This window comes from Lutibacter sp., assembly GCF_041596795.1.
In the GTDB taxonomy this organism is placed as follows: domain Bacteria; phylum Bacteroidota; class Bacteroidia; order Flavobacteriales; family Flavobacteriaceae; genus Lutibacter.
Window position 1 is genome coordinate 1 of record NZ_JBFHHX010000058.1, and the last position, 19,094, is coordinate 19,094.

19 protein-coding genes are annotated in these 19,094 nt (G+C 29.6%); 10 read left to right on the forward strand and 9 right to left on the reverse strand.

What is annotated here, in order from left to right; translation table 11 throughout:
- The first annotated feature begins 177 nt into the window (after nucleotides 1-177).
- The 3 genes from ABY298_RS08455 (at nucleotide 178) to ABY298_RS08465 (ending at nucleotide 1,880) form a co-directional block, all read left to right on the forward strand.
- Nucleotides 178-969 (forward strand): hypothetical protein, encoded by a 792-nt coding sequence (locus ABY298_RS08455; RefSeq protein ID WP_372745586.1) that lies wholly within the window; start codon nucleotides 178-180, stop codon nucleotides 967-969.
- Between the two features lie 73 nt (nucleotides 970-1,042).
- On the forward strand, nucleotides 1,043-1,285 hold the full coding sequence (locus ABY298_RS08460; protein WP_372745587.1) for a hypothetical protein: 243 nt from the start codon (nucleotides 1,043-1,045) through the stop codon (nucleotides 1,283-1,285).
- Complete coding sequence (locus ABY298_RS08465) at nucleotides 1,269-1,880, forward strand: YiiX/YebB-like N1pC/P60 family cysteine hydrolase (RefSeq protein ID WP_372745588.1); 612 nt, start codon at nucleotides 1,269-1,271, stop codon at nucleotides 1,878-1,880. The genes ABY298_RS08460 and ABY298_RS08465 overlap by 17 nt, the downstream gene beginning before the upstream one ends.
- Nucleotides 1,881-1,935: 55 nt before the next feature.
- On the opposite strand, the gene ABY298_RS08470 is transcribed toward ABY298_RS08465, so the two are convergent.
- From ABY298_RS08470 to ABY298_RS08500, 7 genes are all read right to left on the reverse strand, one after another.
- Nucleotides 1,936-2,193, reverse strand: a complete 258-nt coding sequence (locus ABY298_RS08470; protein ID WP_372745589.1) for a hypothetical protein — start codon at nucleotides 2,191-2,193, stop codon at nucleotides 1,936-1,938.
- Complete coding sequence (locus tag ABY298_RS08475) at nucleotides 2,174-2,488, reverse strand: thioredoxin family protein (protein WP_372745590.1); 315 nt, start codon at nucleotides 2,486-2,488, stop codon at nucleotides 2,174-2,176. Before ABY298_RS08475 ends, ABY298_RS08470 begins: the two co-directional genes overlap by 20 nt.
- 12 nt (nucleotides 2,489-2,500) lie before the next feature.
- Nucleotides 2,501-3,142, reverse strand: a complete 642-nt coding sequence (locus ABY298_RS08480) for a peroxiredoxin (protein WP_372745591.1) — start codon at nucleotides 3,140-3,142, stop codon at nucleotides 2,501-2,503.
- Nucleotides 3,143-3,346: 204 nt separating this feature from the next.
- Nucleotides 3,347-4,513, reverse strand: a complete 1,167-nt coding sequence (locus ABY298_RS08485) for a sigma-54-dependent transcriptional regulator (protein WP_372745592.1) — start codon at nucleotides 4,511-4,513, stop codon at nucleotides 3,347-3,349.
- A 9-nt stretch (nucleotides 4,514-4,522) separates the two neighbouring features.
- Nucleotides 4,523-5,836, reverse strand: coding sequence for an ABC transporter permease (locus tag ABY298_RS08490; protein WP_372745593.1), 1,314 nt, complete (start codon nucleotides 5,834-5,836; stop codon nucleotides 4,523-4,525).
- Nucleotides 5,829-6,758 carry an ABC transporter ATP-binding protein gene (locus ABY298_RS08495; protein WP_372745594.1) on the reverse strand — a complete coding sequence of 310 codons (930 nt, stop codon included), beginning with the start codon at nucleotides 6,756-6,758 and terminating at the stop codon, nucleotides 5,829-5,831. The genes ABY298_RS08490 and ABY298_RS08495 overlap by 8 nt, the downstream gene beginning before the upstream one ends.
- Before the next feature lie 69 nt (nucleotides 6,759-6,827).
- Nucleotides 6,828-7,520, reverse strand: a complete 693-nt coding sequence (locus ABY298_RS08500; RefSeq protein WP_372745595.1) for a hypothetical protein — start codon at nucleotides 7,518-7,520, stop codon at nucleotides 6,828-6,830.
- 125 nt (nucleotides 7,521-7,645) lie between these two features.
- Between ABY298_RS08500 and ABY298_RS08505 the strand changes: the two genes are divergently transcribed.
- From ABY298_RS08505 to ABY298_RS08525, 5 genes are all read left to right on the forward strand, one after another.
- Complete coding sequence (locus ABY298_RS08505; RefSeq protein WP_372745596.1) at nucleotides 7,646-8,080, forward strand: MarR family winged helix-turn-helix transcriptional regulator; 435 nt, start codon at nucleotides 7,646-7,648, stop codon at nucleotides 8,078-8,080.
- Between the two features lie 31 nt (nucleotides 8,081-8,111).
- Nucleotides 8,112-10,511 (forward strand): 3-hydroxyacyl-CoA dehydrogenase/enoyl-CoA hydratase family protein, encoded by a 2,400-nt coding sequence (locus ABY298_RS08510; RefSeq protein ID WP_372745597.1) that lies wholly within the window; start codon nucleotides 8,112-8,114, stop codon nucleotides 10,509-10,511.
- A gap of 5 nt (nucleotides 10,512-10,516) precedes the next feature.
- A complete protein-coding gene (locus ABY298_RS08515; RefSeq protein WP_372745598.1) occupies nucleotides 10,517-11,701 on the forward strand; it encodes an acetyl-CoA C-acyltransferase in 1,185 nt (394 codons plus the stop codon).
- A 22-nt stretch (nucleotides 11,702-11,723) separates the two neighbouring features.
- Nucleotides 11,724-13,517 (forward strand): acyl-CoA dehydrogenase family protein, encoded by a 1,794-nt coding sequence (locus ABY298_RS08520; RefSeq protein WP_372745600.1) that lies wholly within the window; start codon nucleotides 11,724-11,726, stop codon nucleotides 13,515-13,517.
- A gap of 152 nt (nucleotides 13,518-13,669) precedes the next feature.
- Entirely contained in the window at nucleotides 13,670-14,077 is a 408-nt protein-coding gene (locus ABY298_RS08525) for a hypothetical protein (protein WP_372745601.1), read from the forward strand.
- Here ABY298_RS08525 and ABY298_RS08530 read toward each other — a convergent pair.
- Nucleotides 14,074-15,570 (reverse strand): YfcC family protein, encoded by a 1,497-nt coding sequence (locus tag ABY298_RS08530; RefSeq protein WP_372745602.1) that lies wholly within the window; start codon nucleotides 15,568-15,570, stop codon nucleotides 14,074-14,076. The two genes, ABY298_RS08525 and ABY298_RS08530, sit on opposite strands and share 4 nt — an antisense overlap.
- A gap of 79 nt (nucleotides 15,571-15,649) precedes the next feature.
- On the opposite strand from ABY298_RS08530, the gene ABY298_RS08535 reads away from it, so the two are divergent.
- Nucleotides 15,650-16,417, forward strand: a complete 768-nt coding sequence (locus ABY298_RS08535) for an MBL fold metallo-hydrolase (protein ID WP_372745603.1) — start codon at nucleotides 15,650-15,652, stop codon at nucleotides 16,415-16,417.
- Nucleotides 16,418-16,526: 109 nt separating this feature from the next.
- Nucleotides 16,527-18,179, forward strand: a complete 1,653-nt coding sequence (locus tag ABY298_RS08540; RefSeq protein ID WP_372745604.1) for a M20/M25/M40 family metallo-hydrolase — start codon at nucleotides 16,527-16,529, stop codon at nucleotides 18,177-18,179.
- Here the strand turns inward: ABY298_RS08540 and ABY298_RS08545 are convergent.
- Nucleotides 18,176-19,094: DUF2851 family protein (locus ABY298_RS08545; protein WP_372745605.1), on the reverse strand; the 919-nt coding region annotated here is incomplete at its 5' end. The two genes, ABY298_RS08540 and ABY298_RS08545, sit on opposite strands and share 4 nt — an antisense overlap.

The window sequence follows — 19,094 nt, forward strand, 5'->3', positions numbered from 1 at the left end:
ATGCAATATAAAGTTGTACCGTTTCCACCTTCAAAAAATATAAATCAAGATTTACAATCTATAATAGATTCTGAGATAACTATTAAAGGTGAACAACACTTAATTACAGCTAATTACAAATTATATCATCAAAAAGAAATAAACTCAAATATCTATTAAATAAACTTAACTGTACTAATGAATAACCAAACTCAAATTATTCTAATACTTCTAGTCCCAATATTTATTGGAGCTATAATTGCTATAATTAATCACAATAAAATTAATGATATAACAGAACGAATTGAATTGTGGTTTAGAAATTCTCTAGCAAATACAAAAACAAAAAACGGAAAATTTAATAAATTTATAATTTATCCAATAGTATGGTTAATTGTTAAATTTAGTGATTGGACAGATGGTTTTTCACATCGCGGGTTAAAAAATGGAGTTAGAACATCCGCTATTCTTTATTTAACTATTTCTTGGTTTTTATTAATCATTTATTCATTTGCGTTTCTATTAATGTTAGCTTTTAGTATAGCTGTAGTATACTTTATTCTAAAAATAATATTCAATTCAGATAATAGTACTAGTAAAACCTTAGTAACAGAAACAAATACATATAACTCTCAAAAACAACAAAATACTTTTGAAACCATAGGTACTCATGGAAAAAAAATATACTCAGGTTCTAACTGGTTTAATGAGGAACTTAAAGGCAGAGTTGATGAGGAAGGAAATATTTATAGTGGAACAAATTTCTTTAATGAAGAAAAAATTGGTAGAATTTCTGACGATGGAACAATTTTTAAAGGTTCCAACTATTTTAATGAGGAAAAAGTTGGCAGAATAAACAAAGATGGCTCTTTACATAAAGGGTCCAATTGGTTTAATGAAGAGAAAACCGGTAGAATAGATAATAACGGAAACATCCATAAAGGAACAAGCTGGTTAAATGAAGAGAAAACCGGTAGATTAGGCGATTAAGAAATAAATATGTTGGGAACAATCCGAAAAGCCAACTGAATTTTGGAGTAGGATAACTAATATTTTAAAATTTATGAAAAAAGTAATATTAACAATTATTGGAGGAGTTTTAGGGATACCTTTAAGTTATTATTTTCAACCTGAAATGGTTCAAGAAAAAATTGGAGGGCTTGGTGGCTATATTAGAAATTTTGGAGATATTATAAATCAAAAGGATTTAATTGGAAATGTATTTTTGGGTGTTTTTATTTTTGCTTTTGTAGGTTTTATAATTGGTTATTTTTTGGACAGTAAGTTAATTGAAAAAACAAATTAAATATATTACAATAGGCATTCTATTAATTGCATTCCTTTTTTTATATCAAGAAGAAAAAATTATTGTTAATGAGAATGACAAAATTAATATTCAACAATTTGATTTAATTTTAACTAGTGGACAATCTTTACAAAGTAAATTATTAAATTTATTTAATTTTACTAGATATAGTTATTCTCACATTGGTTTAATATTAAAAAAGAACAATGAAATATATGTGTTACATTCAACTCCTGATGGCACAAAAGAAAACGGAATTAGATTTGATCATTTTCAACAATTTATAGATTTAAGTAATGTAAATTATTATCGAATTTTAAGATTGAATACAAAAGATAATTATAATTTAAATAGAAGTTTAAATAGATTTAAAAATAAAAAAGTTGCATTTGACTATGAGTTTAACAATTTCGATAAAAATAAAATTTATTGTTCTGAATTGATTTTTGACATTTTTAATGAAAATGGCCTGATAAAAACAAAAATCGATCTTTCAAAACCAATTCATCCAAAAATATTTGCCCAAATGCCGGAGTTTAGTAGTATAATGGACAGAAATTCAAACAACAACATAAATCAAAAAATCCCGAAATAATTCGGGATTTTTTTTGATTTAATTAGTAGTGATTTTAATAGTAGTATTTATTTTTTTAAGTATCTATAGATCCTAAAACACGTTTCATAAATGTATTTAAAGCTTCTTTTTGAGGCATTCCTTCTTTTATCATTTTATCAACTTCCAATGCTCCATACATGTTAGAAATTAATTCACCAATTACATCTAACTCTTCATCTTTTAAAGAAGAAACTTCTGTTAAAGCTTCTAAGGTTTCTATAGTTTCCAAAACATAATCTTGATCGTTTTCTTCGATAAAATTAGTTAGGTGTTTAATTATTGGTAACTTCATCAACTAAATCTTTTAATACTTCAAACTTATTTGTTTGTACTTGGTTTACAAATACGCCACTTTTAAAAGTTGCAAAAGTTGGTAAATTATCCACATTTGCTAACTTTCTTGATTCTGGAAATTTTTCAGCATCAGCAATTACAAATACTGTATCTTCATTTTCTGAAGCCAATTTTTTAAATTTTGGTTTCATAATTCTACAATTTCCACACCAGGTTGCCGCATATTGCACAACTACTGTTTTATTTTCTTGCACTAATTGTGCTAAATTATCATCTGCTAATTCTTGAAACATAGTACTTTTTTTTTAGTGAGAAGCTAAATATTCTGCGGTTCCTTTTCTATCTGCTTTCATAGCATCTTTTCCCTCTTCCCAGTTTGCAGGACAAACTTCTCCGTGACTTTGAACGTGCGCATAAGCATCAATTAAACGCATAAACTCTTTTACATTTCTACCTACTGGCATATGGTTTATTCCTTCATGAAAAACCGTTCCTTCTTCATCAATTAAATAAGTAGCTCTGTACGTTACATTATCACCTTCAACCTCAACTGTACCAGTTTCTTCATTGTAAGTTTCATTAATAATATCTAAAATTCCTAATCTGCTAGATAAGTTACGGTTGCTATCTGCTAAAATTGGGTATGTAACACCTTCAATTCCACCGTTATCTTTAGATGTATTTAACCATGCAAAATGTACTTCAGGAGTATCACAAGATGCACCAATTACAATTGTATTTCTTTTTTCAAACTCTCCTAAAGCTTCTTGAAATGCGTGTAATTCTGTTGGACAAACAAATGTAAAATCTTTTGGATACCAAAATAACAATACTTTCTTTTTGTTGTGTACTGCTTCTTCTAATACATTCAATTTAAATGTATCTCCCATGTCATTCATTGCGTCTACATTTAAATCTGGGAATTTTTTTCCAACTGCTGTTGCCATTTTATTTATATTTTTAATTGTTAATATTTTTTTATCTGATGCAAATATAGTACCGAGGCAAGAAGATTTTATGGATTTTCAATCCAATTTTCTTATCTTATCATAAGAAAAATTTATAATAAATTATTCTAAATAATAAATCGTTATAAAACAGACTTATACAAAAAAAAGGAGATGAAATTCATCTCCTTTTTTTTGTATTTATTATTTACTTGCAAATAGTTTAATATCATTTTCGGAGACTTCTTTCTCCCCTAAAATAATCAATCGCTCAACCACGTTGCGCAATTCTCTAATATTTCCTGTCCAATCGTATTCTTGTAATAATTTAACGGCTTCCTCCGAGAATTTTTTTACAACTGTTCCTTGTTCTTGTGCAATTTGATTTGCAAAAAAATCAATTAATAAAGGAATGTCTTCTCTCCTATTATTTAATGCCGGAACATCAATTAAAATAACTGCTAATCTGTGATATAAATCTTCTCTAAATTTTCCGTCTGCAATTTCTTTTTGCAAATCTTTATTGGTTGCTGCAATTACTCTAACATCAACCTTAATATCTTTATCACTTCCAACTCTAGCTATCCTATTTTCTTGTAAAGCTCTTAATACTTTTGCTTGAGCTGAAAGACTCATATCTCCAATTTCATCTAAAAAAATAGTACCTCCATTTGCAGCTTCAAATTTTCCGGCTCTATCTTTATTAGCTCCAGTAAACGATCCTTTTACATGACCAAACAATTCGCTTTCTATTAATTCTGATGGAATTGCCGCGCAATTTACTTCAATCATTGGCGCTTTAGTGCGTTCACTTTTTTCATGCAGCCAATGTGCAACTAGTTCTTTTCCTGTACCGTTTGGTCCAGTTATTAAAACACGAGCATCGGTTGGAGCTACTTTTTCTATCATACTTTTAATATGAGCAATGGCATCACTTTCACCAATCATCTCATACTTTTTACTTACTTTCTTTTTAAGTAATTTATTTTCAACAACTAGTTCCTTTCTATCTAAGGCATTTCTAACTGTATTTAGCAAGCGATTTAAATCTGGCGGTTTAGAAATATAGTCAAAAGCACCTAAACGCATTGTATTTACGGCTGTATCTAAATCACCGTGACCAGAAATCATTACCATTGGAATTTCAGGTTTCAACACTTTTACACGCTCTAAAACCTCAACACCATCCATTTTTGGCATTTTTATATCACATAAAACCAAATCGTAATCAGATTTTGTAATCATATCAATTCCAATTAAACCATCTTCTGCTTCTTCAACAATATAGTTTTCGTTTTCTTCTGAAATTATTTTTGATAAAACTCTTCGTATTGCAGCTTCATCTTCAATTATTAAAATTTTACTTTTCATATAATTTTTTTAATATTTTAACCATTTATACAATTCTTTATAACTTGGTTTTTTACCATACATTAATATTCCCACACGATAAATTTTTGCAGCAAACCAAACAATTCCTACAAATGTAACCAATAATAATGCCATAGATAAAGCTATTTGCCACCAAGGAACTCCAAACGGAATGCGCATTAACATAACTATTGGCGATGTTAATGGAAATAAAGAAAAGCCTAAAGCAATTGGCCCATGTGGATTTTCAATTACCGAAAAACCTACGTAAATTGCTATCATTAAAGGCATTAAAACTGGCATCATAAATTGTTGCGTATCGGTTTCACTATCAACAGCCGCACCAATTGCAGCATAAATAGAGCTGTAAATTAAGTAGCCTCCTAAAAAGTAAAAAATAAAACCAAAGAACAAGGTAAGAACCGGTAAATTTTTAATTTCTTCTAAAATTTCATGTAATTGATTTACGGATGCTCCTTGAACTTGTTGTGCCATTTCTGGGTTTATTTGCCCCAATGCATTTCCTGAGCTTGAAGCTTCCGGACCAAATAATAAGGTTACAACATACAATAAAAATCCAGCTGAAATCATCCAAATTATAAATTGTAAAATTCCTGCTAAGGCATTTCCAATAATTTTACCTAGCATTAATTGAAATGGTTTTACTGATGAAATAATAACCTCAATAATTCTACTCGTTTTTTCTTCAATAACACTGCGCATTACCGAAGTTCCGTAAATTATGATGAACATAAAAATTAAATAGCCAAAACCTCCACCGGCAAACATTCTTAAAATACTTCCAATTTTTGAAGATTTTACACCTGTAAAATTTTCAGTTGTAATATCTACCGTTGTTTCTGTGGCTTTAATTTGAGCAACATCAACATTTAATTGTTCTATTTTTAAATCTCTTATTTTCTTTTCTAATTTACTTTCAATATCACCTAATAAACTTAAACTTGGCGCATCTTCCGAATAAAATGAAATGCCTTTTGAAATAGCATTTAAACTATCCATTTTAGGAATATACAACACTCCGTAATACGATTTTTTCGCTTGCGTTCTAGCTTCATCAATCCCTAAAGCTGTTAAATTTATATATTTTATTGAAGAAGTATTTATAAATACTGAATCTAATAATTCAGAATTATCTACATAAGCAATGGTTCTCACCTCTTCACTATTTTTTACATTTAAAAAAATAATTAATGAAATAAAACCTACCATTAAAAGCGGACTTAAAATGGTCATTACTATAAACGACTTGTTTTTTACTTTTGCAAAAAATTCTCTTTTTATTATTAATTTTAATTTACCCATTGTTTGCTACGGCTTTTAAAAAGATATCATTTGCACTTGGAATTATTTCAGTAAAATGATTGATTTGTGCTTTATCATTTAAAAATTGAATTAAATCTTTTGAAGTTTCATTTGTATTTAATCCTATCACCAAACGTAATTCATTTTCAATTGAAATGTTTTTATTTATATCTATCCTAAATTTTGAAGAAATATCATTAATCAAACTTTCTTTAGTATTAGAAATTAAACCAACTTCAAATTGATTGGTTTTAAATTGCTGTTTAATTTCGTGTAACTTACCATCAATAATTTTGTTCGATTTATTAATTAAAGCTATATAATCGCACAACTCCTCTACAGATTCCATTCTATGAGTAGAAAAAATAATGCTTGCTCCTTCATCGCGCAATTTTAAAATTTCATCTTTTATTAAATTTGCATTTATTGGATCAAATCCACTAAAAGGTTCGTCAAAAATTAACAATTTAGGACTGTGCAATACCGTAACAATAAATTGTACTTTTTGCGCCATTCCTTTAGAAAGTTCTTGTATTTTTTTATTCCACCAATCTGAAATACCAAATTTTTCAAACCAATATTTAAGTTTTTTCTTGGCTTCAGCTTCAGACAAACCTTTTAATTGTGCTAAATACAAAGCTTGTTCACCAACCTTCATACTTTTGTACAAACCTCTTTCTTCTGGCAAATAACCTATTTGATGAACGTGATGTGGTTGTAAAACTTCACCATCTAATAAAATGGTACCAGAATCTGGTAAAGTAATTTGATTTATAATTCTAATTAACGAGGTTTTCCCGGCTCCATTTGGACCAAGTAATCCAAATACACTTCCTTTAGGAACCGAAATTGAAACGTTGTTTAAAGCCGTAAAACTCCCATAACTTTTACAAACATTTTCAACCGTTAAAATATTTTCCATCTTATAAATATTATTTTGCCAACGAAAATAAATTTATTTTATTAGAATTAAGTCAAGTTTTTAATAAAATTATAGAAGTCTTTCTATGTATTTGCTTTGAATAGTTTTTAATAACTCTACTGTTGCTTTTGGTTTTACAATACGTAACATCTCTACAATACCTCCTTTAGTATAAAATATACCTTTAGCAATATCATATCTAGAATCAGATACATTGTGTTTTACCTCGTAGGTTAAACGTTTAAATTCTTCCCAACTCATATATCTCGGAACCTCAACATAAAAAACATCACTTTCATTTTTAGATTTATAAATGCCTTTTTCTAATTTTTCAATTCTAAAAAATCTATTTATTCTAATTAAAGCTTCAACATCCTCAAATTTTTCACTTTTTGCAAAATCATAACCTTCCTTAGCATAATATTCTTGAACGGTTACAATTTCATGATATCTATTTATACCTTTAACCCTAACACCATTTAGTTTTCTATCGCCAATAGTAATTTCACATTTGGCACCATCTAATTTTAAACGATGTTCTTTATTAATTTTTGTAGTAACTCTTAAAATTTTTTCAAAAGAATTTGGAGTTTTGGTAACAAAAATTATAGAATTTGGTTTTTCAACTTCTGTAAATCTACCATAGTAATTTTTATACGGATCTGGAACATTAATAACAAATGTTTTTGGTATTTTATTTTCATTTACAGTATCAATATTCTCTTGTATTATAATTTTACCTAAAAGTTCTTTTGTTGCCATATTTAAGTTGATTAGAATTTCTGTTTTAAACTTATCTCTTTTTTTTATAATAACCAAACATTAATAAAAAGTATTTTTTTATATTTTATTATGCACGCATAGTATATTTTTTATATATTTGATAAATGCAAAAGGAAAAAACTATTGACCATGTGCTTAGAGCAACATGGCAAACTGTGGCTAAAATGTACAATGAACAAGCTATAAAACACAATAGTTCTATGGCTATGGCATTTGTGTTATTAAATATAGATAAAGAACATGGAACACCTTCTACTTCACTTGGACCATCAATGGGAATGGAGCCTACAAGTCTTTCCAGACTATTAAAAAGTATGGAAGAAAAAGGAGCAATTTATAGAGAAAAAAACCCCGATGATGGTAGAGGTGTTTTAATAAAATTAACACCTTTTGGACTTGAAAAGAGAAAAATTTCAAAAGAGCATGTGATATTATTTAATGAAACTGTTCGAAAAAATATTTCTGAAGAAAAAATAAAATGCTTTTTTGAAGTAAACGAAACTATAAATAAATTAATAGCTAACAAAGCTATCTTTTAATACAAAAACCAACTATATAAAATTCAAAAACATGAAAAAACCAATAAAAAAAGTAGCAGTAATTGGTTCTGGAATTATGGGATCCGGAATTGCCTGCCATTTTGCTAATATTGGTGTTGAAGTTCTATTGCTCGATATTATTCCGCGCGAATTAAATGACGCTGAAAAAGCAAAAGGACTAACACTAGAAAACAAAATGGTTAGAAACAGATTGGTAAACGATAGTTTATCAGCCTCTTTAAAATCGAAACCATCACCTATTTACAACCAGAAATTTGCTGAAAGAATTTCTACTGGAAACCTTGAAGACGATTTACACAAAATAAAAGATGTAGATTGGATTATTGAAGTAGTAATTGAACGTTTAGATATAAAAAAATCAGTTTTCGAAAAAATTGAAAAACATAGAAAACCAGGAACTTTAATTACTTCTAACACATCTGGTATTCCAATTAAATATATGAATGAAGGAAGAAGTGAAGATTTTCAGCAACATTTTGCTGTAACTCACTTTTTTAATCCGCCACGTTATTTAAAACTATTTGAAGTAGTTCCAGGTCCAAATTGTAAACAAGAAGTTACCGACTTTTTAATGATGTATGGCGAAAAGTTTTTAGGAAAAACTTCGGTTTTAGCCAAAGACACACCTGCTTTTATTGGAAATAGAGTTGGGATTTTTGGAATAATGAGTTTATTCCACCAAGTTAAAGAATTAGGTTTAACTGTTGAAGAAGTTGATAAATTAACTGGCCCAGTTATTGGTCGCCCTAAATCTGCCACTTTTAGAACTGTTGATGTTGTTGGATTAGATACATTGGTTCACGTTGCCAATGGTATTTATCAAAATTGTCCAAATGATGAAGCTCACGAGCTTTTTAAATTGCCAACATTCATCAATAAAATGATGGAAAATAAATGGCTAGGAAGTAAAACCAAACAAGGATTTTACAAAATGGTTGTTGAAGATGGTAAAAAAAATATACTTTCTTTAGATTTAGACACCTTAGAATATCGCCCAAATAAAAGAGCCAAATTTGCTACTTTAGAAATGACTAAAACCATTGATAAGGTTATTGATCGTTTTAAAGTTTTAGTGAAAGGCAAAGATAAAGCTGGAGAGTTTTACAGAAAGAATTTTGCAGCTATGTTTGGCTATGTTCAGAATAGAATTCCTGAAATTTCAGATGAATTATATAGATTAGATGATGCTATGAAAGCTGGTTTTGGTTGGGAACATGGTCCTTTCCAAATTTGGGATGCTGTTGGTGTAGAGGCTGGAATTGAATTAATGCAAGCCGAAAATATTCCAGTTGCTAATTGGGTAACCGAAATGGTTGCTAGTGGAAATAAATCATTCTATACTATTAAAGAAGGAGCTAAATATTATTATGCAGTTCCATCAAAAAAACAAGAAAAAATTCCTGGTCAAGATAGTTTTATAATTCTTGATAATATTCGCGAAGCCAAAACTATTTGGTCAAATGCAGGAGCATCTATACAACATTTAGGAGACGGAGTTTTAAACGTAGAATTCCAATCTAAAATGAACACATTAGGTGGTGAAGTTTTACAAGCTATAAATAAAGGTATTGATTTAGCTGAAACCGAATACAATGCTGTTATTTTAGGAAATCAAGCTGCTAATTTCTCTGTTGGAGCAAATTTAGCCATGGCATTTATGATGGCTGTTGAACAAGAATATGATGAACTTAATTTCTCTGTAAAATATTTTCAAGATACGGTAATGCGTTTACGCTACTCTTCTTGTCCTACTATTATTGCGCCTCACGGATATACTTTTGGTGGTGCTTGTGAAATGAGTATGCATGCCGATAAAGTAATTGCTGCTGCTGAAACTTATATTGGTTTGGTAGAATTTGGTGTTGGAATTATTCCTGGTGGTGCTGGTTCAAAAGAAATGGCTTTAAGAGCTTCCGAAGGTTTATTAAAAGATGATGTTAAATTAAATAAATTAAGAGATTACTTTATTAATGTAGCAATGGCAAAAGTTGCAACTTCTGCACATGAAGCTTATGATTTAGGTTTCTTTAAAGAACATAAAGATATTGTTGTAGTTAATAAAGACAGGCAAATAGCTACTGCAAAACGTCACGCTATTCAAATGTTAGAAGATGGCTACACACAACCTACACCTAAAAAAGTATTGGTATATGGTCAACAAGCATTAGGTATGTTTTTAGTTGGAACAGATAGTTTACAAAAAGGTCATTACGCTTCAGAACACGATAAAAAAATAGCCAATAAATTAGGATATGTAATGGCTGGTGGAGATTTATCCGAACCAACTTATGTTTCTGAACAATACTTATTAGATCTTGAACGTGAAGCTTTTATGAGTTTATGTACCGAGCGTAAAACATTAGAACGCATTGAGCATATGTTAAAAACTGGAAAACCTTTAAGAAACTAAAACACATGAAAACAGCATATATAGTACAAGGATATAGAACAGCAGTTGGTAAAGCACCTAAAGGTGTATTTAGGTTTAAAAGACCTGATGAATTGGCTGCGGAAACAATTGAACATTTATTAAAAGATTTCCCACAACTAGACAAACATAGAATTGATGATGTAATTGTAGGAAATGCAATGCCAGAAGCCGAGCAAGGTTTAAATATTGGACGATTAATTTCTTTAATGGGATTAAAAGTTGAAGATGTTCCTGGTATGACCGTAAACAGATATTGCGCATCCGGATTAGAAACCGTAAGTATTGCCGTAGCTAAAATACAATCTGGAATGGCAGATTGTATTATTGCGGGTGGCGTTGAAAGTATGAGTTACATTCCTATGGGTGGATATCGTCCAGTTCCAAATTACAAAACAGCAAAAGAAGGGAATGAGGATTATTATTGGGGAATGGGATTAACTGCCGAAGCAGTAGCAAAACAATTTAAAGTTTCACGTGAAGATCAAGATGAATTTTCTTTTAAATCGCATATGAAAGCATTAAAAGCTCAAGAAGAAGGAAAATTTAATGATGATATTGTTCCTATAACCGTTGAAAACATTTTTTTAGATGAAAACGGGAAAAAACAAACTAAAAATTATACTGTTTCTTCTGATGAAGGGCCACGTAAAGGAACCTCAATTGAAGCTTTATCAAAATTACGTCCAGTTTTTGCCTTAGATGGAAGTGTTACTGCAGGAAACTCGAGTCAAATGAGTGATGGCGCTGCATTTTTATTAGTAATGAGTGAAGAAATGGTAAAAGAATTAAACATTGAGCCAATTGCGCGTATGGTTTCCTTTGCTGCAGTTGGTGTTGAACCTCGCATTATGGGAATTGGTCCTGTAAAAGCAATCCCAAAAGCATTAAAACAAGCTAACCTTACATTAAATGATATTAATTTAATTGAATTAAATGAAGCCTTTGCTTCACAATCGTTGGCAGTCATGAGAGAGCTTAACATTAATCAAGAAATTGTAAATGTTAATGGTGGCGCAATTGCATTAGGTCATCCATTAGGTTGTACAGGAGCAAAACTTTCTGTACAGTTATTTAACGAAATGCGTCGTAGAAAAAACAAATATGGTATTGTAACTATGTGTGTTGGAACCGGACAAGGTGCTGCAGGTGTTTTTGAATTACTAAAATAAATTACTAAAATCTAAAAAAATTATGGCAACAATAAAAGGAGGAGAATTCCTAATAAAAGAAATTAAAGCAACAGATATTTTTGTATCTGAAGAATTTAATGAAGAACAAAAAATGATGAAAGACGCGGTTATAGAATTTATAGACCGTGAAGTTTGGCCTTATAAAGAGAGATTTGAAAATAAAGATTATGCACTTACCGAAGAAGTAATGCGTAAAGCTGGAGAAATGGGATTTTTAGGTGTGTCAATTCCTGAACAATATGGAGGAATAGGAATGGGATTTGTATCAACAATGTTAGTTACTGATTATATATCATCAGCAACTGGTTCATTAGGAACCGCTTTTGGAGCACATACTGGAATTGGTACAATGCCTATTTTTTTATATGGAACTGAAGCACAAAAGCAAAAATATATTCCATTTTTAACTGCTGGCAAAAAATTTGGAGCATATTGTTTAACAGAACCAGGAGCTGGTAGCGATGCTAATTCTGGAAAAACTACTGCTGAACTTACTGCTGATGGAAAACATTATAAAATTAACGGACAAAAAATGTGGATTTCAAACGCAGGATTTGCTGAGATTTTTATAGTTTTTGCTAGAATTGAAGATGATAAAAATATCACTGCTTTTATCATGGAATTCGATAAAAATAACCCTAATGGTGTTACGTTAGGTGAAGAAGAAAAAAAATTGGGAATCCACTCTTCATCTACCCGTCAAGTATTTTTTAATGATACTTTAATTCCTATTGAAAATATGCTTTCAGAAAGAGGAAAAGGCTTTAAAATTGCTATGAACTCTTTAAATGTTGGTCGTATAAAATTAGGTGCTGCTTGTTTAGATGCTAGTAGAAGAATTGTTACCGAAGCCGTAAAATATGGTAATGAACGTAAACAATTTAACACACTTATTTCAAGTTTTGGTGCAATTCAAAAGAAATTTGCAGATATGAGTGCTAAAACTTTTACATTAGATGCTGCTTGTTACAGAGCTGCAAAAGACATTCAAAATATGATTGATGCAGAATTAGCTGCTGGAAAATCTCATCAAGATGCAGAATTAGCTGCTTTTCAAGAATATGCTATTGAATGTGCTATTATAAAAGTATTTGGATCTGAAGTTTCTCAATTTGTTTCTGATGAAGGAATTCAGATTTTTGGAGGAATGGGATTCTCAAAAGATACACCAATGGAAAGTGCGTGGAGAGATGCCAGAATAACAAGAATTTATGAAGGAACCAACGAAATTAATAGATTATTAACCGTGGGAATGTTGCTTAAAAAAGCAATGAAAGGAGAAATTGATTTGTTAACCCCTGCAATGGAAGTTGGTAATAGTTTATTAGGAATTCCATCTTTTGATACGCCAGATTATTCCGAAATTTTATCAGAAGAAAAAGCAATGATTGCTAAATTAAAAAAAGCCTTTTTAATGATTGCAGGAAAAGCAGTACAAACTTATGGTATGGATTTAGAAAACCATCAACAATTAGTATTGTCTGCCGCTGAAGTAATGATTGAAGTTTATATGGCTGAATCTGCTATTTTAAAAGCTGAGAAAGTAGCTAAATTAACTTCTGAAAAAGAAGCTGAAATTCAAATTGCAATGGCTAAATTAAACTTATTTAATGCAGTTGAAAAATCTGCAACTATGGGAAAAGAGGCTATTGTTTATTTTGCTGAAGGAGACGAACAACGCATGTTATTAATGGGATTAAAACGTTTTACAAAATACACAAATAACCCTAATACAATTGCTTTAAGAAAAACAATTGCGGCAAAAGTTATTGCCGAAAATAAATATTGTTTTTAAACATATTCAAGCTCAATCAATTTAATTACTCGTAAAAGCTGCAATAAAAAAATTGCAGCTTTTGCTTTTTAGCCTTTTTTTTTTGTAACTTTATGTAATCATCCTATCAAACTTAATACCCCTTTGTTTCATTAATTTAAAACTTTTCAATTATGAAAAAAAACATTGGAATATGGTTAGACTCTAAACAAGCTTTTATTATTAATTTGTCCAACGGAAATCACACTATTAAAACTATTGAATCTAATATAGAATTTAGAGAACGTGTTGAAGGTGAATCTAAAAAATTTGGAAGGTTTGGTGGCCAATACATCACCTATGAGAAAAATAGAGAAAACAAACAGGCGTTTCAAACCAATGAATTTATTAAAAATTTATTGAAAGAATTAACCAACTGCGACTCTTTTGTAATATTTGGTCCATCAAAAATGAAAAAAATATTGAAAAAAGAAATTAAAAACAATATGCTACTAGCTCCAAAACTATTAGGTGTTTTTAAATCGGATCAATTAACAGAAAACCAACTAGTTGCTTGGGTGAAAGATTATTTTAAAACTTAAAATAATAGTCCACCCCATAAAATTATAAATGATAAAATTGCCAATATTAACATTAATGGCCAAATAAATTTTAACCAAATATTATAATTTACATTTACCATTGCTAGCGAAGGTAATATTAAACCTGTTGGGGTAATAAAACTCATTAATCCCATTCCAAATAAATATGTGTTTACTATTTCCTCTGGTGGAACTCCCACTACTGGTGCTAAAGAGCTCATTATAGGCATTGTTACTAAAGCCAAACCAGATGATGAAGATATAAATAAGGTTAACACAAAAAACACCATCATTAAAATTGGCAAAAACAACGCTGGAGGCATTCCTTCAACAATATTAGTAGCGTAAAATAGTATTGTATCAGAAATTTGTCCTTCATTTAGCACAAAGGTTACACCTCGGGCAATACCAATAATAAATGATACTCCTAATAAATCTTTTGCCCCATTTATAAATTCTTTAATAAAATTCTGTTCCCCAACTCTTTGCAAAATTCCAATTAAAATAGCTGCAACTAAAAACAATGCTGTCATTTCCTCAAACCACCAACCTAAAACAGAAACCCCATAAATCATAACAATAAAAGTACAAGCAAATAAGCTTAACAGCACTTTTGTAATTGATTTTAAAGATGATTGTGGTAAAACTTTTAAATTTGAATCAAAAGGACTGCTTAGTTTTGTATTGTATAATAACGATTTTGTAGGGTCTTTTTTAATTTTATTTGCATATCTTATAACAAACCAAATACAAACCGCCAAACCTAAAACCAGTAAAGCTAGTCTGCTGTAAATACCTACTGTCCAATTTACACCAGCAGCATCTGAAGCTATAATTGTTGAAAATGGGTTTACAGTTGATGCCATAGATCCAATAGATGAACCAATATAAATTACCGCAACCGGAACAATTAAATCGTAACCTGCTGCTAAAAAAACAGGAACCAAAATTGGATAAAAAGCCAAAGTTTCTTCAGCCAAACCAAAAGTTGTACCACCAATGGCAATAAGTGTTGTTACTATAATTATTAAAATATTTTCTTTTCCATTTAATCTATGCGCTAAAAAACCAACACCATCATTAAAGGCTCCTGAACTATTAAAAACACCAATAAAACCGCCAATAATTAAAACAAACAATATAATATCAATAGCTTCATAAATTCCTTTTATTGGGGCAAACAAAATTTCAAAAAAACCTTGAGGCTTAGCATCCACCTTACTATAAGTTCCAGGAATAGAAATAGGTTTTTTAATTTTACCTTCTTCAAATTTATCTAAAGATATAGCAATATTATAAGCATCTAATAGTTCTTGAGAAGCCACAACTCTTTCCTCATTTTCTCCTGAACTTATAATAAATTCATTGGTAGAACTCTCATAAAGTAAAGTATTGTAATGCCCTGCAGGAAGGAACCAAGTTGCAATTGCGCTAAGTATAATGGCAATAAATAAAACCGAATAAGGTGACGGAAACTTTAGTGTTTTTTTCATATTTAAAAAATGTGGCACAAAAGTAGCAGTATTAAAATTAATAGTATATTTAACAAAACGTTTTTTTTAAATAAAATTTATGAATACTAAAATAATCTCAGGAATACTTTTACTTTTTATTAGCTCTTTTAGCTTTTCGCAAAACACACCTTTTGATGAAATAAAAACGCAAAATGGTATATTAAAAATTCAGCCAATTGTACACGGAAGTTTGGTTTTAACATATAACAACAAAACTATTTATGTAGATCCTTACGGGGGTTTTACTCCTTATAAAAACTTACAAGCACCTGATATTGTATTAATTACAGATATACACGGAGACCATTTAGATGAAAAAACATTAGATTCTATTAACACGTCCAAAGCAATTTTTATTACTCCAAAAGCTGTTGCTGATCAAATTTCAGAAAAATATAAGTCTAAAATTACTATTTTAGAAAACGGACAAGGAATACACAGGTTAGATTTTTTTATAAAAGCAATACCAATGTATAATTTACCTGAAAACCCTCCAAGTAAAAAGCATCCGAAAGGAAGAGGAAATGGCTATATTTTAACTATTGACAACCAACAAATTTATATCTCTGGAGATACTGAAGATATTCCAGAAATGAGAAATCTACAGAATATTGATATTGCTTTTATTTGTATGAATTTACCGTTTACTATGACAATTGAACAAGCTACAAGTGCAGTTTTAGAATTTAAACCAAAAATTGTATATCCATATCATTACAGAGGTACTGATGGCTTAAGTGATGTTAATGCCTTTAAAAATTTAGTAAACACTGAAAACAAATCTATTGATGTACGTTTAAAAAACTGGTACACAACTAATAATTAGCTTTTATAATTAAGCTTATAAATTAGCAAATTAACTTTATTAAAAACACTTAAATAAGTAATGATTTTATAGTATTTTTGATAGCACTATATTTAATAAAAATTAGTTTATGTTTACTTCATTAAAAAACATTAGTATTTTACTTTTACTAATAATTTTCAGTAGCTGTACAAACCAAAATCAAGTTTTAGAAGCTGAAAATTCAATTAATTCAAAAGATTTAGAAAAACACATTATTGCTTTGTCTTCCGATGAATTTCAAGGAAGAAAACCATTTACAATTGGCGAAGAAAAAACCACTGAGTACATTGCAAATGCTTTTAAAAAAATGGGCATAGAAGGTGCTTATAATGGTAGCTATTTTCAAAATGTACCAGCTGTTGAACTAAAATATTCTCCAGATAAAAGTATTACTATAAACACCAAAAATGGAGATATAACATTAGAACTTACAAAAGATTATATAGCTAAAACTCCACACATTAAAGATTCAATTACCATAAAAAATTCTGAAATTATTTTTGCTGGATATGGAATTGTAGCACCTGAATATGGTTGGGATGATTATAAAAATATAAATGTAAAAGATAAAATTGTTCTGGTTTTAGTAAATGACCCAGGTTTTGCTACTCAAAACAACAAATTGTTTAGAGGAAATTCAATGACATATTATGGTCGATGGGCATATAAATATGAAGAAGCCGCCAGACAAGGTGCAAAAGGTATTCTTGTTATTCACTCAACAAAACCTGCAGGTTACGGATGGCAAGTATTAACAAACACATCTGGTTTTGGAATTTCTATACAAACTAAAAACGGTAATAAAAATAAATGTAAGCTTGAAGGTTGGATTACAGAAGATGCAACCAAAAAATTATTCGAAAAATCTGACTTAAACTTTGAAACACTTGCTAAACAAGCTGAAACTTCAAATTTTAATGCTATAAGCTTAAATTGTAATTTAAACTTAACCATTAAAACCCAACTAAAATTTCAAAACAGTAAAAATGTTGTAGGAATTATTAAAGGATCAAAATACCCTAATGAATGTATTGTTTATAGTGCACATTGGGATCATTTTGGTATTGGCCCGGTTCAAAACGGAGATTCTATTTATAATGGAGCTATGGATAACGGAACTGCATTAGCCGCTTTTTTAGAAACTGCTAAAGCATTTTCAAAATTAAAGAAAAAACCAGAACGATCTGTAGTTTTTATTTCTGTAACAGCCGAAGAGACTGGTTTAATTGGCTCTAAATTTTACGCCCAAAATGGACTTTTCCCTCCAGAAAAAACAATTGCAAACCTAAATTATGAATTGTTATTACCAATGGGTAAAATGAAGGATGTTACTATTACAGGCTTTGGACAATCGGAATTAGATTTATATGTGAAAGAAGCAGCTAAAGAGCAAGATCGCTATATAATTGAAGAATCGTCGCCTGAAAATGGAATGTATTTTAGATCTGATCACTTTAGTTTTGCTCAGGTTGGTATTCCCTCCTTATTTATAAAAGGTTGGCAAGATAGTAGAACAAAAGGTAAAGAATGGGCACAAACACAAATTAATAATTATTGGGAAAATGCCTATCACAAACCATCTGATGAGTACAACCCAACTACAGCAGATTTATCTGGAATAGTTGAAGATGCCAAACTCTTTTTTAAAATTGGATATAAATTAGCAAATGAATCTAGTTACCCTAAATGGAATGAAAAATCAGAATTTAAAGCCATCCGAGAAAAATCTTTAAAACATTAACCTTTATTTAAAACAGCTTTACCAATAGAACAATGCAAACAACGCTGTTTGTTACAATATTCATTTTTTAGTTGCAATAATGCTTGGGTTTCTAAAGCATTATTGCATTCTATTTTTAACTGATTAAATTTAGAAATTATAGTGTTTTTTTCGGGTTTAATTTGTTCAATTATTGAAATTACTGTAGAAAAATCGGTTGTTCCTAAGCTTTTTAAATACATAAACTTTAAAGGAATAATGGTATTAATAATCAACAAATCTATAAACCCTTTTGATAGTTTTTTTATACTTTTTTTAGATTCTTTTTTAAAAGTATAATGCGTTTCCCAAAAACTAGAAGTAGCACTAGTTAACACATTGTAAAATTCGGTAACATTCTCTATTTCAATTATTTTTGAAAATAATTGTTGATATGTATAATACAACGTTGCTAACTGAGATATTCTAATGGTTGGAAAATTATTTGGCCTAAGTCTAAAAAATTGAAGTTCCATTTTTAAAGGTTCAACCAATTTAAACTTAACTTTTAAATACTCATATTCTTTTTTTAACCTCTTAAAATATTCCGATTCAACACTAGTTAACAACAAACCACTTTGTCCAAATAACAAGGCTTCTAATTGTATTTTACTGAATGATACTTTTCTTAAAATTGAAAAATCAAACGAATTGGCCATATTTAAAAATGCTTCTGAGTTCACTTTTAATCCAAAATTTTTAGCCAATAACACAAATAATGTTGCTTCCCAATTGTTATTTGTATTGGTTAAAACGGTTTGAAAATAGCTAGCTTTTTGCTCTAATCTTTCAAAATACAAACGTTCTATCCAATTTTTAATTAGAAAAGAATCTATTGTAGTAATTGAATTTTCACAATTTATCCAATGTTTATTTTTATTAAAAAGCTCTTGATAG